20 protein-coding genes are annotated in these 21,797 nt (G+C 71.6%); 10 read left to right on the top strand and 10 right to left on the bottom strand.

Annotated elements, in window-relative coordinates:
• Positions 1-63: 63 nt before the first annotated feature.
• Positions 64-1,581, bottom strand: a complete 1,518-nt coding sequence (locus tag OHB56_RS23675; protein ID WP_406355521.1) for a hypothetical protein — start codon at positions 1,579-1,581, stop codon at positions 64-66.
• Between the two features lie 552 nt (positions 1,582-2,133).
• Here OHB56_RS23675 and folP point away from each other — a divergent pair.
• The 5 genes from folP to OHB56_RS23650 all read left to right on the top strand — a co-directional run bounded on the left by folP (position 2,134) and on the right by OHB56_RS23650 (position 5,438).
• Positions 2,134-3,048: a dihydropteroate synthase gene (gene folP / locus OHB56_RS23670; protein ID WP_406355519.1), complete on the top strand. Its 915-nt coding sequence runs from the start codon at positions 2,134-2,136 to the stop codon at positions 3,046-3,048.
• Entirely contained in the window at positions 3,045-3,575 is a 531-nt protein-coding gene (locus OHB56_RS23665) for a nuclear transport factor 2 family protein (protein WP_326754035.1), read from the top strand. The genes folP and OHB56_RS23665 overlap by 4 nt, the downstream gene beginning before the upstream one ends.
• 354 nt (positions 3,576-3,929) lie before the next feature.
• The gene (folB, locus tag OHB56_RS23660) at positions 3,930-4,289 is read left to right on the top strand and encodes a dihydroneopterin aldolase (RefSeq protein WP_055596576.1); all 360 of its coding nucleotides are present in this window, start codon (positions 3,930-3,932) and stop codon (positions 4,287-4,289) included.
• Positions 4,286-4,897 (top strand): 2-amino-4-hydroxy-6-hydroxymethyldihydropteridine diphosphokinase, encoded by a 612-nt coding sequence (gene folK, locus OHB56_RS23655; RefSeq protein ID WP_406355517.1) that lies wholly within the window; start codon positions 4,286-4,288, stop codon positions 4,895-4,897. The genes folB and folK overlap by 4 nt, the downstream gene beginning before the upstream one ends.
• Positions 4,898-4,952: 55 nt before the next feature.
• On the top strand, positions 4,953-5,438 hold the full coding sequence (locus OHB56_RS23650) for a DUF3180 domain-containing protein (protein WP_326754033.1): 486 nt from the start codon (positions 4,953-4,955) through the stop codon (positions 5,436-5,438).
• 3 nt (positions 5,439-5,441) lie between these two features.
• Here OHB56_RS23650 and OHB56_RS23645 read toward each other — a convergent pair whose 3' ends face one another.
• The 7 genes from OHB56_RS23645 to dacB form a co-directional block, all read right to left on the bottom strand.
• Positions 5,442-5,609, bottom strand: a complete 168-nt coding sequence (locus tag OHB56_RS23645; protein WP_406355515.1) for a hypothetical protein — start codon at positions 5,607-5,609, stop codon at positions 5,442-5,444.
• A gap of 304 nt (positions 5,610-5,913) precedes the next feature.
• Entirely contained in the window at positions 5,914-6,519 is a 606-nt protein-coding gene (gene folE, locus OHB56_RS23640; RefSeq protein WP_326754031.1) for a GTP cyclohydrolase I FolE, read from the bottom strand.
• Between the two features lie 149 nt (positions 6,520-6,668).
• Positions 6,669-8,702 (bottom strand): ATP-dependent zinc metalloprotease FtsH, encoded by a 2,034-nt coding sequence (ftsH, locus tag OHB56_RS23635; RefSeq protein ID WP_406355513.1) that lies wholly within the window; start codon positions 8,700-8,702, stop codon positions 6,669-6,671.
• Positions 8,703-8,889: 187 nt separating this feature from the next.
• The gene (hpt, locus tag OHB56_RS23630) at positions 8,890-9,450 is read right to left on the bottom strand and encodes a hypoxanthine phosphoribosyltransferase (RefSeq protein WP_055596571.1); all 561 of its coding nucleotides are present in this window, start codon (positions 9,448-9,450) and stop codon (positions 8,890-8,892) included.
• 62 nt (positions 9,451-9,512) lie between these two features.
• The gene (gene tilS, locus OHB56_RS23625) at positions 9,513-10,577 is read right to left on the bottom strand and encodes a tRNA lysidine(34) synthetase TilS (protein WP_326754030.1); all 1,065 of its coding nucleotides are present in this window, start codon (positions 10,575-10,577) and stop codon (positions 9,513-9,515) included.
• Between the two features lie 274 nt (positions 10,578-10,851).
• Positions 10,852-12,003, bottom strand: a complete 1,152-nt coding sequence (locus OHB56_RS23620) for a zinc-dependent metalloprotease (RefSeq protein ID WP_326754029.1) — start codon at positions 12,001-12,003, stop codon at positions 10,852-10,854.
• A gap of 67 nt (positions 12,004-12,070) precedes the next feature.
• Entirely contained in the window at positions 12,071-13,702 is a 1,632-nt protein-coding gene (gene dacB, locus OHB56_RS23615) for a D-alanyl-D-alanine carboxypeptidase/D-alanyl-D-alanine-endopeptidase (RefSeq protein ID WP_326754028.1), read from the bottom strand.
• 79 nt (positions 13,703-13,781) lie between these two features.
• On the opposite strand from dacB, the gene OHB56_RS23610 reads away from it, so the two are divergent.
• Together OHB56_RS23610 and OHB56_RS23605 are read left to right on the top strand one after the other, a co-directional pair.
• A complete protein-coding gene (locus tag OHB56_RS23610) occupies positions 13,782-14,273 on the top strand; it encodes an inorganic diphosphatase (protein WP_042174359.1) in 492 nt (163 codons plus the stop codon).
• Positions 14,274-14,427: 154 nt separating this feature from the next.
• Positions 14,428-16,134: a threonine/serine exporter family protein gene (locus tag OHB56_RS23605; protein ID WP_326754027.1), complete on the top strand. Its 1,707-nt coding sequence runs from the start codon at positions 14,428-14,430 to the stop codon at positions 16,132-16,134.
• An 87-nt stretch (positions 16,135-16,221) separates the two neighbouring features.
• Here OHB56_RS23605 and OHB56_RS23600 read toward each other — a convergent pair whose 3' ends face one another.
• Positions 16,222-17,202, bottom strand: coding sequence for a DedA family protein (locus tag OHB56_RS23600; RefSeq protein ID WP_406355510.1), 981 nt, complete (start codon positions 17,200-17,202; stop codon positions 16,222-16,224).
• Positions 17,203-17,336: 134 nt separating this feature from the next.
• Here OHB56_RS23600 and OHB56_RS23595 point away from each other — a divergent pair, with 134 nt between their 5' ends.
• On the top strand, positions 17,337-17,702 hold the full coding sequence (locus OHB56_RS23595) for a YbjQ family protein (protein ID WP_326754025.1): 366 nt from the start codon (positions 17,337-17,339) through the stop codon (positions 17,700-17,702).
• Positions 17,703-17,780: 78 nt separating this feature from the next.
• On the opposite strand, the gene OHB56_RS23590 is transcribed toward OHB56_RS23595, so the two are convergent.
• On the bottom strand, positions 17,781-18,551 hold the full coding sequence (locus OHB56_RS23590; protein ID WP_326754024.1) for a MerR family transcriptional regulator: 771 nt from the start codon (positions 18,549-18,551) through the stop codon (positions 17,781-17,783).
• A gap of 177 nt (positions 18,552-18,728) precedes the next feature.
• On the opposite strand from OHB56_RS23590, the gene OHB56_RS23585 reads away from it, so the two are divergent.
• On the top strand, positions 18,729-20,015 hold the full coding sequence (locus OHB56_RS23585; protein WP_326754023.1) for an ion channel protein: 1,287 nt from the start codon (positions 18,729-18,731) through the stop codon (positions 20,013-20,015).
• 153 nt (positions 20,016-20,168) lie between these two features.
• Positions 20,169-21,578, top strand: a complete 1,410-nt coding sequence (locus OHB56_RS23580; protein ID WP_326754022.1) for a glutamate decarboxylase — start codon at positions 20,169-20,171, stop codon at positions 21,576-21,578.
• Positions 21,579-21,797: the final 219 nt, after the last annotated feature.

The following is a 21,797-nucleotide window of genomic DNA, read 5'->3' as shown; positions in this document are numbered from 1 at the left end:
TAGCCCCGTTCGCCGTGTGGCGGGTCTGCCGTGCGGCCGGCCCGCCGTGCGCTCTCCCGGGCCTCAGGAGACCGCGCTGCGCAGTCCCTTCGTGCCGGTCTCCGCCTCTGCCTTTTCGCCGGCCGGCTCCGGCTCGTCGTGCGCCGTCAGGTCGATGACCTGGCCGACGCCCCGCGCGTCCTCGGCCGGCCCGAACTCCGGCTCGGCCTCGGCCCGGTGCGGGGCCGGCGCCTCCTCCTCGGCCGCCTCGGCCGCCTCGGCCTCGTGCTGCGTGCCGAAGAAGTCGAAGGCACCGTCGGACACCGGGCGCCGCACGGGCTCGGTCGGCGGTGCCACCGCGACCGCGGTCGGCACGGTGAAGTGCCCGGGGGGCCGCCGCACGGAACTGCCGGGCAGGGGCGGCGGAGCAGGCAGGGCGGGCTGTGCGGACTGGGCGGGCTGCTCGGGCGGGGTGCCGGTGTCCGAGCCGTCCGAACCGTCCGATCCGGAGGAGGCGGTCGCGCGCCCGGGCTCGGCGACCGCCCGGGGCTGCCCCTCCGCCCCGTCCTCCTGCGGCTGCCGCGGCTTCCTCGCCCTGGGGGGCTCGGGGCCGTCGTCCTCGGGGGTGTCACCGCTCCGGGGGGACCCGGCGGGGTTCCCGGGCCGGGTGTCCTCCCTCGCGGACACGGAGGCACCGCCCTTCGCCGAGTGGTCGCCCCGAGGGGTGTCGGCGCCGGTCGGCGCATCGTCGGCCGGCGTCTCCGCGGTCTCCGCAGTCTCCGCGTCGGTCACATCGGTCCTACCGACCGCGTCGGCCGCGTCGGCGGCATCAGCGGCATCAGCGGCACCGGTGATGTCCCGCACGGGGCGGTCGTCCCCCTCGCCGTGGGCGGCGAGCCGTGCCAGCGCCGCGTCGGCCCGCAGGAACAGCGTGGACCCCGCCGGCGAGAAGACCCGGAGGGCCACGGGCCGCCCGGCCTCCTCCCCGCCGTCCGCGGGTACCTCGGACTCGGGTGCGGTCGTCCCCTCCTCGGGTCCGCCCGCGGTTGCGCCCTCGGTCCTGGCCGCCGGCACGGTCGCCTCGTCGTCGGGCACGGCACCGGACTCGGGGGCCGACGGTCCCGCCGTCAGCGCGCGGGCCGGGACCGTCGCCTCGATCTCGAGCACCCGGCGCTCCTCCAGGACCGTCGCCCGGCCGGTCTCCGCCGCGGCGTACCGCCTGAGCAGTGCCGCGTGCTCGTTGCGCAGCCCGGCCAGCTCCGAACGCTTGGCGCGCAGCCGGTGCTCCAGCTTGAGGCGCAGCTCGCGCGACTCCTCGAGGTCGGACTCCAGTTCGGCGACCCGTTCCTCGAAACGCCACTCGTCACTGGCACGCGCGCGCGTGAGGTCGGCGACCTGCCTGCCGGCCTGGGCGTCCCAGTGCCGCATGACGACCGCACCGAGGACCGCCACGGCCGCCGCGGCAGCGGCCAGGAGGCGAAGCGTCATCGGTTGTGTGAACACCCAGGGCCCCAGGGCGCAGACGAGCGAGACGCCTGCGATCGCCGACGGGGGCAACATCCTGTGCAGGGGCGGGGAATGACGGTGACGTCCACGTGGCATGGCCAGAAACTTACCGCGCGTAGGGGAATGTTGGAGCCCCGCCCCGTAAAAACAAAGCCGCACCGGGGCTTTCACAGGCAACAGGGAACTCCGCCGAACCGTGAATAGACCCGCGCCGCAATTATCAAGATCATTTTCTGGGCGGAAAGCCGGTTCCGTCACCTCCCCCGCCCCTCGGCGGATCACCTCCCGCACCGGTGGCGGGCCCGTCCCGGGCCGGGCCCGGGCCCGTTGCGCACCGCCTCTCCGGCACCCAGTGATCCACTCGGGCTTCCGCCCCAAAAGAACCTACTCCAGGGTAAGGAAGTCGTGCCCGAGTCGTACCCGAGTCGCGTCCCGAGGCGCCCCCCTCCCGCTCCCGCCGCTTTCCGGGATGCCCGGCGAGATCCGGATACGCCCCGGCCCTCTCGCGCCCGCCGGAAATACCGGGTCGCAGTCCGGTTCCGGGGCTCCGGTCTCCCGGGCCCGGTCACGAGATCCCGCAGCAGGCTTCCGGCCGCCTCCCCCGGATCCAGGTGCTTCCCGGCCCCGTCCTGGGCCTACGCTGAACATATGAGCAACAGGAGCGGACACCTTCACGTCTCGGGCCTCCCCCACTGGGGCCGCTGCGCGGTCATGGGCGTCGTGAACGTGACGCCCGACTCCTTCTCCGACGGCGGCCGCTGGTTCGACACGACGACCGCCGTCAAGCACGGCCTCGACCTGGTCGCCCAGGGCGCCGACCTGATCGACGTCGGCGGGGAGTCCACCCGCCCCGGTGCCACGCGAGTGGACGAGGCCGAGGAACTCAAGCGCGTCATCCCCGTGGTCCGGGGGCTCGCCTCCGAGGGCGTCACGATCTCCGTCGACACCATGCGCGCCTCCGTCGCCGAGCAGTCCCTCGCGGCGGGCGCCGCGCTCGTCAACGATGTCAGCGGCGGTCTCTCCGACCCCGGCATGATCCCCGTGGTCGCCGACGCCGGCGCCCCCTTCGTCGTCATGCACTGGCGCGGCCTGCTGGAGGGCGGCAACGTGAAAGGCACGTACGAGGACGTCGTCACCGAGGTCGTCGACGAACTCCGCACGCGCGTGGACGCCGTGCTGGAGGGCGGCATCGCCGCCGACCGCGTGATCGTCGACCCCGGGCTCGGCTTCTCCAAGGGAGCCGACCACGACCTCGCCCTCCTCGCCCGCCTCGACCGGCTCCGGGCGCTCGGCCACCCGCTGCTCGTGGCCGCGTCCCGCAAGAGGTTCCTCGGCCACGTCCTGGCCGGCCCCGACGGCGCGCCCCCGCCCGCCCGGGAACGCGACGCGGCCACCGCCGCCGTCTCCGCCCTCGCCGCCCAGGGCGGCGCCTGGGCGGTCCGCGTGCACGAGGTGCGCGCCACCGCGGACGCCGTACGGGTCGCCCATGCCGTCGCGCAGGCGCGTACCCCGGACGGCTCGCCCCCCGTGTCCGGCGCGCACGGTGCCGAGGGGACCCGGTGAGCGCCCCGCACACCGATGTCGAGCAGGTCGAAGCCACCAACGCCGCCTTTTACGAGGCGCTCGAGCAGGGCGATTTCGAAGAGGTCGCGTCACTCTGGCTGACCCCGGCCGACCTGGGCGTCGACGAGACCTACCACGACCCGGCGGACACCGGCGTGATCTCCTGCGTGCACCCCGGCTGGCCGGTGCTCACGGGACGCGGCGAGGTGCTCCGGTCGTACGCCCTGATCATGGCGAACACCGACTACATCCAGTTCTTCCTCACCGACGTGCACGTCTCCGTCACCGGCGACACCGCCGTCGTGACCTGCACCGAGAACATCCTCAGCGGCGGCCCCGCCCCGAAGGCCGGCGAGGAGCTCGGCCCCCTGCTCGGCCAACTGGTCGTCTCCACCAACGTGTTCCGGCGCACCCCCGTGGGCTGGAAGCTCTGGTCCCACCACGCCTCTCCGGTGCTCGCCGAGAACGACGAGAACGAGGACTCCGAGGACTCCGAGGCCCCCGACGACACCGACCGCCCCTCCTGAGGGGAACAGGCCGACCACCGGCCCGGACCGAACCCGGTCCGGGCCCGGACCCGGAGCGGACCGACCACGGGACCGACCCGGCCTGCCCGATCACAGAACCCGGCCGGACCCCGCCGTTCCCTTCCCCGCCCGGGAAGTGATTGGCACCACCTCCGTGCGGGTAGGGGCCGCTAGCTGTCCGTGAGCTCCAGGCCTTCCTGGGGAAAACGCACGGTGAAACCTCCCGGCACACATCGGATCCGCCCCCCTCGGGGTCCGCCCTGTGGGTACCCGCGGGTAAATTCGACTGAGGCAAGGGCGCCGTCCGCACACGGCGCCGACCGGCCGGACCGACGACTGCAGGAGTGGATTCGTGTGGATCGTGTCGCGCTGCACGGCCTGAAGGCCCGCGGGCACCACGGTGTGTTCCCCAAGGAACGCGAAGAGGGACAGACCTTCATCGTGGACCTGGTCCTCGGCCTGGACATCCGGCCGGCCGCGGCCCACGACGATCTGACGAGGACCGTGCACTACGGCATCGTGGCGGAGGAGGTCGTGGCGGTCGTCCAGGGCGAGCCCGTCAACCTCATCGAGACGCTCGCCGAGCGCATCGCACAGGTCTGCCTCAAGCACGACGTGGTCCAGGAGGTCGAGGTCCGCGTCCACAAGCCGGACGCGCCGATCACCGTGCCCTTCGACGACGTGACCATCACCATCATCCGGAGCCGCGCATGACCAGGCCGTCCACCCAGGGCCACAGCGACCCGACCGTCCAGCCCGTTCCCGCCTCCGTGGTCGAGCGGGTGGACGCCGCCGACACCACCCTGCACAACCCGAAGCAGGCCGTCGTCTCCCTGGGCGCCAACCTCGGCAACCGGCTGGAGACCCTCCAGGGGGCCGTCGACGCCCTGGAGGACACCCCCGGCATCCGGGTCAAGGCGGTTTCACCCGTGTACGAGACGGAGCCGTGGGGCGTCGAGCCCGGCAGCCAGCCCTCGTACTTCAACGCGATCGTGGTCCTGAAGACCACCCTGCCCCCGTCCTCCCTGCTGGAGCGGGCCCACGCGGTCGAGGAGGCCTTTCACCGGGTGCGCGACGAGCGCTGGGGCCCGCGCACCCTGGACGTGGACATCGTCTCCTACGCGGACCTTCTCTCCGACGACCCGCAGTTGACGCTCCCCCACCCCCGCGCCCACGAACGCGCCTTCGTGCTGGTGCCCTGGCACGACGTCGACCCCGAGGCCGAACTCCCCGGACGCGGACCCGTCGCCGCCCTGCTGGGCACGGTCGCCCGGGAGGGCGTCACGCCCCGCGGCGACCTGGAACTCCGGCTGCCCGAGTAGCCGTTAAGGTCGGCAGGACCGCACACCGGGGCACCGGAGGAACCGAAGGGACACCGTGAGAGAGCTGCGCATCAGGGTGCTGGCCGGCGTCTTCGTCGTGGCCGGCATCCTGTCCTGGGCCGGCGCCCGCCTCTGGAACTCCCTCGGCACCCTGCCGAGCGTTCCGCTGGCCGCGCCCGTCGTCCTCGCCCTGATCGCCGTGGTCCTCACGGCCACGGCGCTGTCCCTGCGCGCCCGCCTCAAGGACCAGCGCGAGCGCCGCCCCGGCGCCAAGGGCGTCGACCCGATGATGGCGGCCCGCGCGGTCGTCTTCGGCCAGGCCAGTGCCCTGGTCGCCGCCCTCGTCGCCGGGATGTACGGCGGCACCGGCGTCTTCCTCCTGGAGTCCCTCGACATCCCCGCCCGCCGCGACCAGGCCATCTACGCGGGGGCCTCGGTCGTGGCGGGGATCGCCGTCATAGCGGCGGCCCTCTTCCTGGAGCACGTCTGCAAGCTCCCGGAGGACGACGACGACAGCCCGGGGACAGCTCCGGCAACGTGACGGTCACCGGGGTCGACGGACCGAGTGCCCGTCGACCAGGAAGCCCGGGCAGGGATCGAGGTGGTAGTCGTAGAGGATGAACGGCTTCGTCCCGGCTGCCGCACGACGCCGGATCTCGTTCACCCCGGCCCAGGCCGACTCGTTCGGTTCCCAGGGGTGGCGCTCGGGCACAAAAGTTCCTCGCTCCTGCCATCGGTCAGTGGTGACCGACGGGGAAGAAGACCCCTTGGGCCTTGGTGTGAACCTCGCACCGATGATCTGGGCCGATTCCACGAGAACGGCACATGCGAACTGATCACAGTGCGCCCGTCCCCTTTCTTGTGGCGAAACCCGTCTCCCTCGGCACAGCCGTCCAAAAAGCCCGCGAACGTGTCGATGTCCCGGAGAACCACTCGCGGAAAGCGTTGCCGCATGTGATGCGGGTCCCCGCCCACGTACTGCCGCGGGATGGCATCGGGCGCCACCGGCAATCGGTTCAGCGTGCCAGTATCAGGCTCATTGCCTCGGCCCGGGACGTGGAGTCCCGAAGCTGCCCACGCACCGCCGAGGTCGTGGTCTTGGCGCCGGGCTTGCGAATGCCGCGCACAGACATGCACATGTGTTCGGCCTCGATCACGACGATCACGCCACGAGCTTCGAGAATCCGCATGAGGGAATCGGCGACCTGCGTAGTGAGTCGTTCCTGCACCTGCAGACGACGGGCGAACACCTCGACCAGCCGCGCCAGCTTCGACAGACCGGTGATCTTGCCGGATTCCGCCGGGATGTAGCCGACATGCGCAACACCGTGGAACGGCAGCATGTGATGTTCACAGAGACTGACGATCTCGATGTCCTTCACCAGGACCATCTCATCGTGCCCCAGGTCGAACGTCGTCGTCAGAACGTCCTCGGGCTCCTGCCGAAGACCCGCCAGGAGCTCCTTGTACGCCCGCGCCACCCGGGCCGGCGTCTCCTGCAGGCCCTCCCGGTCCGGGTCCTCGCCGACCGCGATCAGCAGTTCGCGTACGGCGTTCTCGGCACGCTTCTCATCGAACTCGCCGATGATGGCCTCGCCGTCCAGCGTCACGGGGTCGGTCATGTGATGCCTCGTTCCTGTGCCTGCGCGCGTGTCGGACCTGACCGCACGTGCTCTCAACTGCGGATACGCAAAAGAACCGCGCCCCCCAGGCTAGAACCTGGGGGGCGCGGCATCCATTCCGGGCCCGGTGGGACCACCGGGGGAGCCGGTCAGCTCTCGGGACGGTCCTCCGGAGCCGGCTCGGGCACCGGCTCCGCGACGGTGCTCTTCACGGTCGAGATGGCCGGCGCCGCGCCGTTCACCCCGTTCGTCAGTGCCAGCTCCTTGGGGGAGAGCACCGGCGGGCGGGTGGACGGCGTACGGCGGGAGGAGCCGGTCCAGGCGGGCCTGGCCGGACGCTTGACGATCGAAGCGAAGACCTCGGCGATCTCCTCCTTGCCCAGCGTCTCCCGCTCGAGGAGCGCGAGGACCAGGTTGTCGAGTACGTCGCGGTTCTCGACCAGGATCTCCCACGCCTCGTTGTGCGCGGTCTCGATGAGCTTCTTGACCTCTTCGTCGACCAGCGCGGCGATCTCTTCCGAGTAGTCGCGCTGGTGAGCCATCTCACGTCCGAGGAACGGCTCGGAGTTGTCGCCGCCGAACTTGATCGCGCCCAGACGCTCGGTCATGCCGTACTGCGTGACCATCGCGCGGGCCAGACCGGTGGCCTTCTCGATGTCGTTGGCCGCACCGGTGGTCGGGTCGTGGAAGACGAGCTCCTCGGCCGCGCGGCCGCCCAGCATGTAGGCCAGCTGGTCCAGCATCTCGTTGCGCGTGGTGGAGTACTTGTCCTCGTCCGGCAGCACCATCGTGTAGCCGAGGGCACGGCCTCGCGACAGGATCGTGATCTTGTGGACGGGGTCGGCGTTCGGTGAGGCCGCCGCGACCAGGGCGTGTCCGCCCTCGTGGTACGCGGTGATCTTCTTCTCCTTGTCCGACATGATCCGGCTCCGCTTCTGCGGGCCCGCGACCACTCGGTCGATCGCCTCGTCCAGCATGTGATTGTCGATCAGCTTCTGATCGCTGCGCGCGGTCAGGAGCGCGGCCTCGTTCAGCACGTTGGCCAGGTCGGCACCCGTCATGCCGGGGGTGCGGCGGGCGACGGCCGACAGGTCGACGTCCGGAGCGACCGGCTTGCCCTTCTGGTGGACCTTGAGGATCTCCAGCCTGCCCTGCATGTCCGGACGGTCGACCGCGATCTGGCGGTCGAAGCGGCCGGGACGCAGCAGAGCCGGGTCGAGGATGTCGGGACGGTTCGTGGCGGCGATGAGGATCACGCCGCCCTTCACGTCGAAGCCGTCCATCTCGACGAGGAGCTGGTTCAGGGTCTGCTCGCGCTCGTCGTGACCACCGCCGAGGCCGGCGCCGCGATGGCGGCCGACCGCGTCGATCTCGTCGACGAAGACGATCGCCGGGGCGTTGGCCTTGGCCTGCTCGAACAGGTCACGGACCCGGGAGGCACCGACACCGACGAACATCTCGACGAAGTCGGAACCGGAGATCGAGTAGAAGGGAACCCCGGCCTCACCCGCGACGGCGCGCGCGAGCAGGGTCTTGCCGGTACCGGGCGGGCCGTACAGCAGCACGCCCTTGGGGATCTTCGCCCCGACGGCCTGGAACTTCGCGGGCTCCTGCAGGAACTCCTTGATCTCGTGGAGTTCCTCGACCGCCTCGTCCGATCCGGCGACGTCGGAGAACGTCGTCTTCGGCGTGTCCTTGGTGATGAGCTTCGCCTTGGACTTGCCGAATTGCATGACGCGGGAGCCGCCGCCCTGCATCTGGTTCATCAGGAAGAGGAAGACCACGACGATGAGGACGAAGGGCAGCAGCGACAGCAGAATGCTCACGAACGGGTTCTGCTTCGACGGCGAGACCGTGTAGCCGTCCGGGATCTGCTTGTTCTGGAACTTGTCCTGCAGCGTGTTGGCGATGGTGACGCCCTGGTCACCGATGTAGCTCGCCTGGATCTTCGAGCTGTCCTTGACCTTTTCGTCGCCCTTGAGCTGGACCTTGATGATCTGCTCATCACCGGTGGTCAGCTTGGCCGACTCGACTTTGTTCTCGTTGATCGCCTGGACGACCTCGCCGGTGTCCACCGTCTTGTAGCCGCCGGAAGAGCCGACGACCTGCATCAACACGACCACGGCGAGGACGGCCAGCACGATCCACATGACCGGCCCACGGAAGTATCGCTTCACGTCCATCCATACGGAGCGGTGCCGCCCCGTCCCTCCTGCCATAGTGAGTTTGATAAAGACTGTTCTTCGGACGGTACCCCAGCATTGCCCCCCGAAGCTGCGAGGGACAGTCGGCATTCGCGTCCACGCATGCTCCAACGGCGCGGACGCCGCCGGGGTTCCCGATCACATACGGCGTCGCGACCGCAGTTGCTCAACCGCCGTATACGTGGGGCGCGAGCGTACCCACGAACGGGAGGTTGCGGTACTTCTCGGCATAGTCGAGGCCGTAGCCGACGACGAACTCGTTGGGGATGTCGAAACCGACCCATTCCACGTCGATGTTGACCTTGGCGGCCTCGGGCTTGCGCAGGAGCGTGCACACCTTGAGGGAGGCGGGCTCGCGCGAGCCGAGGTTGGAGATCAGCCATGACAGGGTCAGGCCGGAGTCGATGATGTCCTCGACGATCAGGACGTGCTTCCCCTTGATGTCGGTGTCGAGGTCCTTGAGGATCCGCACCACACCGGAGGACTGGGTGCCCGCTCCGTACGAGGATACGGCCATCCAGTCCATCGTGACCGGGGTGGACAGCGCCCTCGCGAGGTCGGCCATGACCATCACCGCGCCCTTGAGGACACCGACGATCAGCAGTTCCTTGTCCGCGTACTCCGCGTCTATCTTCGCGGCCAGCTCGGCCAGCTTGGCGTCGATCTCTTCCTTGGTGATGAGCACCTTCTCGAGGTCGGCACCCATGTCTTTCGCGTCCACCCGCATCACTTTCGGTCGTCCCAGCGGCTGTCCCGTACCCGTCCGCGGCTCTGCCGAGGATACGTTTTTCAGCCTTGCCGAATCACCAGTCTGCCACCCTGGCGACGGGCCACGACCCGGCCGGGGAGATTGATGGCCCCCTGGCCGCGCCAGCCGGTGATCAACCGGTCGACCTCCTCGATGTGCCGGGCGAACAGCGAACCGGCCGGGGCTCCCGCGTCGATGGCCGCGCGGCGCAGCACACGGCGGCGCACGGCGGGCGGGAGGGCGTGCAGCCCCGCGCACTCCAGACGGCCGTCGGCGTCGCGGACGCCGGCCTCGGCCCGGCCGGCCCAGGCGTCGAGGGCGTCGGCGTCGTCGCGGGAGAGCCGGGCCGTCCGGGCGAGTGCCTCGACGACGCCCTTGCCGAGGGCCTTCTCCAGGGCGGGCAGGCCCTCGTGGCGCAGCCGGGAGCGGGTGTAGGCGGGGTCGGTGTTGTGCGGGTCGTCCCAGACGGGGAGGGACTGGGCCATGCACGCCTTGCGGGCCGTCTGCCGGTCGAGCCGCAGGAAGGGCCTGCGGTAACGGCCGTCGGCTCCCGAGACCGCGGCCATTCCGGACAGGGAGCGGATGCCGGAGCCGCGGGCGAGCCCCAGCAGGACGGTCTCGGCCTGGTCGTCGCGGGTGTGGCCGAGCAGGACGGCGGTGGCCCCGTGCCGTTCGGCGGCGGCGTCGAGGGCGGCATAGCGGGCGTCGCGGGCGGCGGCCTCGGGACCGCCTTCGCGGCCGACGGTGACGGCGACGGACTCGACGAGGTCGAGGCCCAGCTCGCGCAGGCGCAGCGTCACTTCGGCGGCCCGCAGGTCGGAGCCGGCCTGGAGGCCGTGGTCGATGGTGACACCGCCCGCGCGCACACCGAGGCGGGGGGCCTCGAAGGCGAGGGCGGAGGCGAGCGCCATGGAGTCGGCGCCGCCGGAGCAGGCCACGAGCACGAGCGGGGACGGTTCACGCTCGCGCGGGGCGTCGGGGATACGGCCGGGCCCGTCGGAGGGCCTGCCGTGTTCGCCGGGGTTTCGGGTGTGTTCGTCGAGGATGTCGTGGAGTACGCGGCGGACCGCCAGGCGTATCGCCGCGACCGCAGGATGGGGACCCATGTCCGGTTCCCTTCATGAAGTTTTCGGGGGGAGTGAGCCCGGGATCGGTCACTCAGAGTGTGTAGATGGTGACAGAGAAGGGGCGTTCCCCGAGCATTGCACGCCTACTCTTCGCTCACGGTCCCTCGGAAGGGTGATTGAGGGCCCGTTCGCCGGATTCGCTTCACGTCGTCCCATGTGGCCCTGTTTCCAGCCCTGTTACCGGGCGTCGCGCCGCCCCGTACCCGCGCGGCGCACGCCCGGCGTTCGGGTGCACGCGCGGCGCACGCTCGATTCACGCCTCGGGTTTGCGGTGCACTCGGGTGACCCACTCCGCGGGCTTGGCGATCTCCGCCTTGGTGGGGAGGGTGTTGGGCGAGGTCCACACCCGGTTGAAGCCGTCCATGCCGACCTCCTCGACCACCGCGCGGACGAAGCGTTCGCCGTCGCGGTACTGGCGGAGCTTGGCGTCCAGGCCGAGCAGTTTGCGCAGGGCCAGGTCCAGGCGGGAGGCGCCCTTCGCACGGCGCTGCTGGAACTTCTCACGGATCTCGGTGACGCTCGGCACGATCTCGGGCCCGACGCCGTCCATCACGAAGTCGGCGTGCCCCTCCAGCAGGGACATCACGGCCGTGAGCCGGCCGAGGATCTCCCGCTGGGCGGGGGTCTGCACGAGTTCGACGAGGGAGCGCCCGTCGTCCTCGTCCTCCTCGCCCTCGGGCCGGCCGCCGGCGAAGGACTGGACGGCCTGGCGGACCCGCTCCAGGACGGTCATGGGGTCGACGTCGGTCTCCCCCAGGAACGACTGGATCTCGCCCTGCATGTGGTCGCGCAGCCAGGGCACGGCGGAGAACTGGGTGCGGTGCGTCTCCTCGTGCAGGCACACCCACAGCCGGAAGTCGTGGGGGTCCACGTCGAGTTCGCGTTCCACGTGGACGATGTTGGGGGCGACGAGCAGCAGCCTGCCCCCGCCGTTCGGCGCGCCGGGCGGGCCGCCGGCCGGCAGGTCGCGGGTGGCGGGGGCGAAGGTCTCGTACTGGCCGAGGACGCGGGAGGCCAGGAAGGACAGCAGCATGCCGACCTCGACGCCGGTGACCTTGCCGCCGACGGTGCCGAGGAGGGCGCCGCCGGGCGAAGTGCCGCGCCGCTCCTGCATCTTGTCGAGAAGCGGCTTGAGCAGTTCGCGGAAGCCCGCGACGTTGGCCCGGACCCAGCCGGGACGGTCCACGACGAGGACGGGGGTGTCGTGCGTCTCGTCGGTGCCCAGCCGGGTGAAGCCCCGGACGTGCGTCTCGGACGCCTTCGCGTGCTCGCGCAGTTCCGCGACGATGGCCCTGGCCTCGTCACGGCTCACCTCGGGGCCCGGCCGCATGAGCCGGGTCGCGGTCGTGACCGCGAGATCCCAGTCGACCATCCCGGAAGAGGCAGCACCACCGAAACTCGTCATGCTGCAACGGTACGTGAGGAGCGCGGCGCGGGGCAGGGCGGCGAGACACCCGGCCGGAGGCCGGAAGTCACCGGCAGCCGCACGCCGCCAGGGCCGTGGCCGCCTTGTCCAGGGCCGCCTGGGCGGCCGTCGGGTCGGTGGTGCCGGTCGCCAGGAAGGCGAAGGCGAGCAGCCGGCCCTCCCGGTCGACGACCGTCCCCGCCAGGGCGTTCACGCCGGTGAGAGTGCCCGTCTTGGCCCGTACGACGCCGGCCGCGCCGTCGGCGTAGCGGCCGGCGAGGGTGCCGGTGAAGCCGGCGACGGGCAGGCCGGTGAGGACCGGGCGCAGTTCCGGGCGGGCGGGGTCGCCGGACTTCACGAGCAGCGCGGTGAGCAGGCCGGCGGTGAGCCGGTTGCCGCGGTCGAGGCCGCTGCCGTCCTTGAACACGGCCCCCTTCAGCGGGACCCCGAGCTTCTGGAGCTGGGCGCGGACGGCGGCGGAGGCGCCCGCGAAGTCGGCCCGTCCGCCGGTCGCGATCGCGGTCTGGCGGGCGAGGGCCTCGGCGAGGTCGTTGTCGCTGTGGGTGAGCATCCGTTCGACCAGGGTGGCGAGCGGGGGCGAGGAGACCGCGGCGAGGGCGCCGGCGCGGGTCGTGGACTTCGACGGGCCGGGGGGCGTGGCCTTGATGCCGTACTCCTTCAGGAGGGCGCCGAACTTCCGCGCCGCGTCGGCGGCGGGGTCGGCGACGCGGTCCGCGGGGCCGGCGGCGGAGTTGTCACGGCGGGCCTCGTCGGCCATCAGGGGGGTGAGGGCGGCGAGGTTGGGGTTGACCCCGATCGGGTGCCGTTGGCCGCCCGGGTAGAGGGTGGTGTCGTACGACAGGGTCACCTCGCGCACGCCGCGTTCGGCGAGGGCGGCGGCGGTGCGGCCGGCGAGGTCCCGCAGGCTCGCCGAGCCGGTGGGGTTCTTCTCGCGGGCGGTGAGGGTGGGGTCGCCGCCGCCGACGAGGATGACCTCTTTCGTGTCGGGTTCGAAGGTGGCGCGGGTGGTCAGGCGGTGGTCGGGACCGAGCGCGGTGAGGACGGCGACGGCGGTGGCGATCTTCGTGGTGGAGGCGGGGGTGAGGGCGTCGCCGGTGTCGTCGCCGTACACGCTCCTGCCGGTGGACACGTCGACCACGGAGGCGGAGAGGTCGCCGAGCGCCGGGGACTTCAGCAGCGGGGCGAGGGCGCCGGTGAGGGCCTTGCCCCCGGGTGCCGACTTCACGGTGGTGGCGCCGCCGCCGAGACCGGTGAGCACGGAGGGCGCGCTGGGGGCCGTACGGGGGCCGCGGGGCGGTGTACCGGCGTTGCCGCGGCCGCCGTGATCTGTGCCACGCGTGGCCTCCAGGGCCACGGCCCGGTCCTGCTCGGCCGTACGCTGACCCGTGGAGTCCCAGGGACCGGCGGCGGTCACCGCTCCCGCGGCCAGCACCGTCCCGGCGGTGGCCGCGACCACGGTGAACCGCCAGGCCCCCGGCCAGGTCCCCGGCCAGGCCGCCGACCGCGTGATCCGTGACCCGGCGGCCGTGCCGGCACCCGCGGGACGGCTCGGCCGCAACCGCGCCAGACGCGGTCGGACAGCCGCCGCGGTCCGTGCCAGACGGGGTCGTACGGCGCCCGCGAACCGTGCCACATGCGGTCTCGCGGCCCGCCAAGGCCTCAGCTCCGGCACGACCACCAGCCCCTTTCGCGATCACACACCTGCGTGAGGGACACTTAACCACCAGAACTATGTGCTGATCATGGAGGAGCCACCGGTGGAGTTCGACGTCACGATCGAGATCCCGAAGGGTTCGCGGAACAAGTACGAGGTGGACCACGAGACGGGTCGGATCCGTTTGGACCGTCGACTCTTCACCTCGACCGCCTACCCGACCGACTACGGCTTCGTCGAGAACACTCTCGGCGAGGACGGCGACCCGCTGGACGCGCTGGTCATTCTCGACGAGCCGACGTTCCCGGGCTGTCTGATCCGCTGCCGCGCGATCGGCATGTTCCGGATGACGGACGAGGCCGGCGGCGACGACAAGCTGCTGTGCGTCCCGTCGACGGACCCGCGCGTGGAGCACCTGCGGGACATCCACCACGTGTCGGAGTTCGACCGTCTGGAGATCCAGCACTTCTTCGAGGTCTACAAGGACCTGGAGCCGGGCAAGTCGGTCGAGGGCGCCAACTGGGTCGGCCGGACGGACGCCGAGATCGAGATCGAGCGGTCCTACAAGCGTTTCAAGGAGACGGGCGGCCACTGAGCCCTCGTCGCACGAGACGCGGAACGGGCCGCACGCATATGCGTGCGGCCCGTTCCGCGTCTCGTGCGCATACTGAAGCCCTGGGGACTGTCTACCTGGCCCCGACGGGGGCACAGAGGTACAACGGGCGTGTCGTACAGGGAGTGCAGCGCAGGTGACGGACGCGGAGGACCGCAAGCCCCAGTCGGACGAGGCGAGGAGCGCCTTCAGCGCTCCGGTCGGGCTGACGGCCACGGCTGATACCGAGTCGACGACGTCGGAGTTCGCCGTTCCGGAAGGGCTGGCGCTGATGAGCGCCGGACGAGGCCCCACGGAGTCGGAGACGACGTCGGAGTTCGCCCTGCCCCAGGGCCTGGACGCGCCTCCGCAGCCGCCCGCCGAGACCGAGGGTTCGGCGTTCAACCCGCCGCGCACCTACCAGGCCAAGCAGGCTCCGTCGGCGTTCGCCCCGCCGCGCGGGGTCCCGGCCGTGGCACTGCACCGGGACGCGCCCTGGCAGGACCGGATGCGCACCATGCTGCGCATGCCGGTGACCGAGCGGCCCGCGCCGGAGCTGGTGCAGCGGCACGACGACGACACCGGGCCCGCCGTACCGCGCGTGCTCGACCTGACGCTGCGTATCGGGGAGCTGCTGCTGGCGGGCGGTGAGGGCGCGGAGGACGTGGAGGGCGCGATGTTCGCCGTCTGCCGCTCCTACGGCCTGGACCGGTGCGAGCCGACCGTCACCTTCACCCTGCTGTCGATCTCCCACCAGCCGTCGCTGGTGGAGGACCCGGTGACCGCGTCGCGCACGGTGCGCCGCCGGGGCACCGACTACACCCGTCTCGCGGCCGTGTACCAGCTGGTGGACGACCTCAGCGACGAGGAGACGCACATCTCCCTGGAGGAGGCCTACCGGCGGCTCGCGGAAATGCGCCGCAACCGGCACCCCTATCCCATCTGGGTGCTGAACGCGGCCAGCGGGCTGCTGGCGGGCTCGGCGTCGGTGCTGGTCGGCGGTGGCGTCCTGGTGTTCCTCGCCGCGGCGATGGGCGCGATGCTCGGGGACCGGCTGGCGTGGAAGTGCGCCGACCGGGGGCTGCCGGAGTTCTACCAGTTCACGATGGCGGCGATGCCGCCGGCCGCGATCGGCGTCGCGCTGACGCTGGCGCACGCGGACGTGAAGGCGTCCGCGGTGATCACCGGTGGGCTGTTCGCCCTGCTGCCGGGACGGGCCCTGGTGGCGGGCGTGCAGGACGGCCTGACCGGCTTCTACATCACCGCGGCCGCGCGGCTCCTGGAGGTCCTGTACTTCTTCACGGCCATCGTGATCGGGGTGCTGGTGGCGCTCTACTTCGGCGTGCAGCTGGGCGCCCAGCTGAGCCCGGACGCGGCACTCGTCCTGACCGAGCGGCCGCTGTGGCAGATCGCCGCGTCGCTCGGGCTGTCACTGGCCTTCGCGGTGCTGCTCCAGCAGGAGCGGGCCACGGTGCTGCTGGTCACCCTCAACGGCGGCGTCGCCTGGGTGGTGTACGGCGCGATGGCCTACGCGGGCGGCATCTCCCCGGTGGCCTCCACGGCCGCGGCGGCGGGCTTGGTCGGGCTGTTCGGGCAGTTGCTGGCCCGGTACCGGTTCGCTTCGGCGCTGCCGTACACCACGGCGGCGATCGGGCCGCTGCTGCCCGGTTCCGCCACGTACTTCGGTCTGCTGGCGATCGCCCAGAACGAGGTGGACGCGGGTCTGGTGTCCCTCTCGAAGGCCGTGGCGCTCGCCATGGCCATCGCGATCGGGGTGAACCTCGGTTCGGAGATCTCCCGGCTGTTCCTGCGGATCGGCTCCGCCGAGAAGCGCAGGGCGGCGAAGCGGACGCGTGGTTTCTGAGGCGGGGCCGTCCGGCCCCCGGACACACGGATCCCCGGGGTGCGCGGGTGTCGCGCGCCCCGGGGACGGGTGGTTCGGTGCGGCGGCTCAGTAGCCCTGGTCGTAGGGCTGCTGCCGGCGGGGGTCCGGGGCCTGGCCCCGGCCGCCCTGCTCCTGACCGCCCTGTCCCTGCGGGTACTGCCCGCCGTAGTACTGGTCGTAGCCGCCGTCCTGGCCGTTGCCATACGGCTGCTGGGGCTGCTGAGGGTGGCCCTGGTTGCCGTAGGGCTGCTGGGGCTGCGGGGCCTGCTGCCGGTGCTGCGGGGGCGGCGGTCCGTCCGGGGTGATGCGGCGGAGCTGGGTCGTGGCGTCGTCCATGACCGGCTGGGCGTACGGGGTCGCCTGCCGGGCGGCGTACGCCTCGTACTCGCCCTGCTGCGGGGCGTCCGCGACCGCGTCCCCGTCGCCGCGCTTCTTCTTGGCCCGCTCCCGCAGGAACTCGACGATGATCGGGACCACCGAGAGGAAGACGATCAGGATGAGGATCGTCTCGACGTTGTCCTTGATGAAGCCGATCTGGCCGAGCCAGTAGCCGGCGAGCGTGACGCCCGAGCCCCAGGCCACACCGCCGATGAGGTTGTACGTGAGGAACGTGCGGTACTTCATCCGGCCGGCACCGGCCGTGATGGGGGCGAAGGTGCGCACGATCGGCACGAAGCGGGCCAGGACGATCGCCTTGGGGCCGTACTTCTCCATGAACTCGTGGGCCTTCTCCAGGTTCTCCTGTTTGAAGAGCTTGGAGTTGGGGCGGCTGAAGAGCCTCGGGCCGAAGAACTTGCCGATCATGTAGCCGACTTGGTCGCCCAGGACGGCGGCGATCACGATCAGCGTGCACACCAGCCACAGCGGCTGGCTGATGTAGCTGCCCTCGGCCACGAAGAGGCCCGCCGTGAACAGCAGGGAGTCACCGGGCAGGAAGGCGAAGAATCCGGACTCGGCGAAGACGATCAGCAGGATGCCGGTAAGGCTGAAGGTCTCGATCAGATAATCCGGGCTCAGCCACTCGGGGCCGAGCGCAAGGGTGGTCACGGGAGTGTGGCTCCTGCTGCTTGAGGGGGCGGGCGAGAGTGGCTGCCAAAACTATCAACGCAGCAGTCCCGGCCCAGGTTCCACGGGCGTACCCAGGATTGCACCGTGCCCCCTCCCCCACGAAGCTGGGGGCCATGAGCATCGAGGAGCACGGCGGTGGACAGGGCCCCGGGACCGACGTCCTGGTGGTCACGACGAACGACGTCCCGGGGTACAGGGTGCAGGAGGTGATCGGAGAGGTCTTCGGCCTGACCGTGAGGTCCCGGCACCTCGGCAGCCAGATCGGCGCGGGTCTGAAGTCGATGGTCGGCGGCGAACTCAAAGGGCTGACCAAGACGCTCGTGCAGACCCGCAACCAGGCCATGGAGCGCCTGGTCGAACAGGCACGCGCGCGGGGCGCCAACGGCGTGCTGGCGTTCCGCTTCGACGTCACGGACGCCGCGGACGTGGGCACCGAGGTCTGCGCGTACGGCACCGCGGTGGTGCTCGTACGCGAGTGACCCCGGCGCCCGCCCGGTCCCCCGGGAGGGGACGGGCGGGCTCCGGGGAGCGCCCGGTGGGCGCCGCGCGGTACGGGCTCAGCCGTTGTGCCGGGCCGCGTTGGCGACGATCGCGTCGCGCAGGTAGACCGCCAGGCCGGGACGGATGTCCTCGTACGTCCGGGTGAAGCGCGGGTCGGCGACGTACATCTCGCCCAGGCAGGTGTGCATCTCGTGCCCGCAGTCGTAGTACGCGCCCGTGATGAACAGCCGGTGCTCCTCCGCCGTGTCCATGGCCTCCTCGGAGTCGGCCGGGGCGCCGGCGGACATCAGGTCGGCCATGCGCAGGTGGAGGGAGTCGAACTCCTCGGTGACGCGCTTCCAGTCGTCCTTGGTGTAGGACGCGGTCCGCTGCCGGGACTGCCGGTGGGCGTCGGTGTCGCCCCAGCGCTCCCGGACCTCGTCCTCGTGCTGGTCCGGGTCGAAGTCCCCGAACACCTCGAACCGTTCCTCGGGTGTCAGACCGATCCCCATCGTGTGTGCCTCCATGGCGTGCTCCACGGCCGCCGCCATCTTCCGCAGCCTCTCGATCCGGGCGGTCAGCAGGTCGTGCTGCCGGCGCAGGTGCGCGCGCGGGTCCGCTTTTCCGGTGGCCTGATCGTCGAGCAGGGCGGCGACCTCGTCGAGCGGGAAGCCGAGCTCCCGGTAGAACAGGATCTGCTGCAGCCGGTCGAGGTCGGCGTCGGTGTAACGCCGGTGCCCCGCGCGGCTGCGCTCGCTCGGAGCGAGCAGGCCGATGTCGTCGTAGTGGTGCAGGGTGCGCACCGTGACCCCGGCGAAGCCGGCCACCTGTCCCACGGAATGACTCACTTCCGCTCCCTTCTCGGTACGCACTCCACCCTGGATCCTCACGCCACGTGAGGTGCAAGCCGGATGCCCTCCGACCGTTCCACGCCGGCCGCCCGTCCGTACCGGCCCTTTACGCCGACCGCTCCACGCTGACCGTTTCGCACAATTTTGGGTGCTTGATCCGTCTATCGTGTGCGCGTGGTCCAGGACAGCGCGCAGCAGGAGCCCCCCGCCGCCCCGGCGACCCGGGCACGCGACCTGCTGCCGTCCGTCGTCCCCGCGCTGGTCGTGGGCGTGGCGTGCAGCCTGCTGCTGACGGGCGTGAGCCTGGCGGCCGAGGAGCTCCAGGACGTGCTGTGGCAGGTCCTGCCGGACGCGCTCGGGGTCGGCAGGTACTCCGTGCTGTGGATGTTCGTCGTGCTGGTCACCACCGGGATCGCGGTCGGTCTGGTGGTGTGGAAGGTACCGGGACACGCCGGTCCCGACCCGGCGACGACCGGCCTGGACGCCCCCGCGCTGCCGCCCATGGTGCTGCCGGGGCTGTTGCTGGCGAGTGCCCTGATGCTGGCCGGCGGGCCGAGCCTGGGGCCCGAGAACCCGATCATCGCCGTGAACGTCTCTCTGGCGGTCTGGCTGGGCGCACGGGCCGCCCCCCGGGCCCCCGGGCGCGGCTGGATGGTGCTCGCGGAGGCGGCGACGATCGGCGCGCTGTTCGGTACACCGGTGGCCGCCGCCCTCGTCATCTCCGAGGCCTTGGCGGGACAGCGGATCAAGGGGCGTCTGTGGGACAGCCTCTTCGCCCCGCTGACCGCCGCCGCCTCCGGCGCGCTCACCGCCACACTGGTGTCGCAGCCCAGCTTCGACCTGGGCCTGCCGCCGTTCGGCAGTCCCGGCTGGGCCGATCTGCTGGCGGCGCTCACGGTCGCCGCGGTGGGCGCGCTGCTCGGCATGTGCGCCGTCCACGCCCTCCCGTACGTCCACGGGGCCTTCCAGCGGCTTCGGCACCCGATGCTGATGCTCCCGGCGGGCGGGGCCGTGCTGGGCGCGCTGGCGGCCCTGGGCGGGCCTCTGACGCTGTTCAAGGGGCTCGACGAGGTCGCCGAGCTGGCGGCCGATCCCGGGGGCTGGTCGGCCGGCCAGTTCGCCACCATGACGGTGGTGAAACTGGCCGCTCTGCTCGTCGCCACGTCCTGCGGTTTCCGGGGCGGGCGGATCTTCCCGGCCGTGTTCGTCGGCACCGCGCTCGGGCTGTGCGCCCACGCCCTGGTACCCGGTGTGCAGCCGGCGGTGGGCGTGTCGGCGGGAGTGCTGGGGGTGCTGCTGGCCATCACCCGGCAGGGCTGGGTGAGCCTGTTCGTCGCCGCCGCCCTGGTCGCCTCGCCGAGCGTCCTCGTGCTCCTGTGCATCGCGTCACTGCCGGCCTGGCTGCTGGTGACGGGACGCCCGCAGATGCAGCTGCGGGCGGACGGGACACCGGTCCGGTGAGCGCCCGGCCGCCCGTGCGCCCCGGCCCGGCGACGTCTCCCCCTCGTCCCCCGTGCTCCCCATGCTCCCCGCACTCCCCGTGGCCCCTGTGGCCCCCGTGGTCCTTGTGGCCCCCACCCGCACGAACTCCCGTACGAAATCCCGGAGGTCTCCATGCCGCTGCACCATGCTCCCCAGCGCGATGAGCGCCCCCTGTCCGTCAATCCCTTCCTGGGCCCGGCCAACCCCATCGGGGACATGACCCAGGCGCCGCCCAAGCACCGGATGCCCGACGGGCCGATGGCGCCCACGACGGCGTATCAGCTGGTGCACGACGAGCTGATGCTGGACGGCAACGCACGGCTGAACCTGGCCACCTTCGTCACCACCTGGATGGAGCCGGAGGCCGGTCTCCTGATGGCGGAGTGCCGGGACAAGAACATGATCGACAAGGACGAGTACCCGCGCACCGCCGAGCTGGAGCGGCGCTGTGTGTCGATGCTCGCGGACCTGTGGCACGCGCCCGACCCGTCCGCGGCCGTGGGCTGTTCGACGACGGGGTCGAGCGAGGCGTGCATGCTCGCCGGGATGGCGCTCAAGCACCGCTGGTCGGGGCGCAACGCCGACCGGTACCCGTCGAAGGACGCCCGGCCGAACCTCGTCATGGGGGTCAACGTCCAGGTCTGCTGGGAGAAGTTCTGCACCTTCTGGGAGGTGGAGGCCCGTCAGGTGCCCATGGAGGGCGACCGGTTCCATCTCGACCCGCGGGCCGCCGCGGGGATGTGCGACGAGAACACCATCGGGGTCGTCGGCGTCATGGGCTCCACCTTCGACGGGTCCTACGAGCCGGTCGCGGACCTGTGCGCGGCGCTGGACGAGCTCCAGGAGCGCACCGGCCTCGACGTCCCGGTGCACGTCGACGGGGCGTCCGGCGCGATGGTCGCGCCCTTCCTCGACGAGGACCTGGTGTGGGACTTCCGCCTCCCGCGCGTGGCGTCGATCAACACCTCGGGGCACAAGTACGGCCTGGTCTACCCGGGCGTCGGCTGGGCGCTGTGGCGGGACGCGGACGCCCTGCCCGAGGAACTGGTCTTCCGGGTGAACTACCTGGGCGGCGACATGCCGACGTTCGCCCTGAACTTCTCCCGGCCGGGCGCCCAGGTGGTGGCGCAGTACTACTCGTTCCTGCGGCTGGGCCGCGACGGTTACCGCGCGGTGCAGCAGGCCTCGCGGGACGTGGCCGGCGGGCTCGCCGGGCGGATCGCGGAGCTCGGCGACTTCCGGCTGCTGACCCGGGGCGACGAGCTGCCGGTGTTCGCGTTCACGACCGCGCCCGGGGTGACGGCGTTCGACGTCTTCGACGTGTCCCGGCGGATGCGGGAGAACGGCTGGCTGGTGCCCGCGTACACCTTCCCGGCGAACCGCGAGGACCTGTCGGTGCTGCGGGTGGTGTGCCGCAACGGCTTCTCCGAGGACCTCGCCGACCTGTTCGTCGAGGACCTGGCCCGGCTCCTCCCGGAGCTGCGCCGGCAGCCGCAGCCCCTCGTCCGCGACAAGAACGCGGCCACCGGTTTCCACCACTGAGCGGATCCGGCTCCGGGCCCGCTCCGTGATGAGCGGACCCGGCTCCGGGCCCCGGGGACGGCTAACGGCTCAGCCGCGCGAACCTCCGTACCGCCAGCGGGAAGAACACCGCGAGCAGGGCCAGGGGCCAGGCGACGGCGACGAGTCTGGTCATGAGCGGGTACGGCAGCGCGCAGCTGAGGGCCAGGAGAGGTGGGTGGCGGTGGGGTCGATCGCTCG

The sequence above is a fragment of the Streptomyces sp. NBC_01635 genome, from assembly GCF_045209715.1.
GTDB lineage: Bacteria > Actinomycetota > Actinomycetes > Streptomycetales > Streptomycetaceae > Streptomyces > Streptomyces hirsutus.
Note: the sequence above shows the minus strand (reverse complement) of the source record. Positions and strands in the feature narration are given on the sequence as shown.

What these genes read in the sequence shown, in the direction of transcription:
- OHB56_RS23620 (WP_326754029.1), bottom strand. Translation starts at nt 12,003, where the DNA reads ATGACGAGTTTCGGTGGTGCTGCCTCTTCCGGGATGGTCGACTGGGAT.
- OHB56_RS23580 (WP_326754022.1), top strand. Translation starts at nt 20,169, where the DNA reads ATGCCGCTGCACCATGCTCCCCAGCGCGATGAGCGCCCCCTGTCCGTC.
- hpt (WP_055596571.1), bottom strand. Translation starts at nt 9,450, where the DNA reads ATGCGGGTGGACGCGAAAGACATGGGTGCCGACCTCGAGAAGGTGCTC.
- tilS (WP_326754030.1), bottom strand. Translation starts at nt 10,577, where the DNA reads ATGGGTCCCCATCCTGCGGTCGCGGCGATACGCCTGGCGGTCCGCCGC.
- folE (WP_326754031.1), bottom strand. Translation starts at nt 6,519, where the DNA reads ATGACCGACCCCGTGACGCTGGACGGCGAGGCCATCATCGGCGAGTTC.
- OHB56_RS23595 (WP_326754025.1), top strand. Translation starts at nt 17,337, where the DNA reads ATGAGCATCGAGGAGCACGGCGGTGGACAGGGCCCCGGGACCGACGTC.
- OHB56_RS23675 (WP_406355521.1), bottom strand. Translation starts at nt 1,581, where the DNA reads ATGCCACGTGGACGTCACCGTCATTCCCCGCCCCTGCACAGGATGTTG.
- folK (WP_406355517.1), top strand. Translation starts at nt 4,286, where the DNA reads ATGACCAGGCCGTCCACCCAGGGCCACAGCGACCCGACCGTCCAGCCC.
- folP (WP_406355519.1), top strand. Translation starts at nt 2,134, where the DNA reads ATGAGCAACAGGAGCGGACACCTTCACGTCTCGGGCCTCCCCCACTGG.
- ftsH (WP_406355513.1), bottom strand. Translation starts at nt 8,702, where the DNA reads ATGGACGTGAAGCGATACTTCCGTGGGCCGGTCATGTGGATCGTGCTG.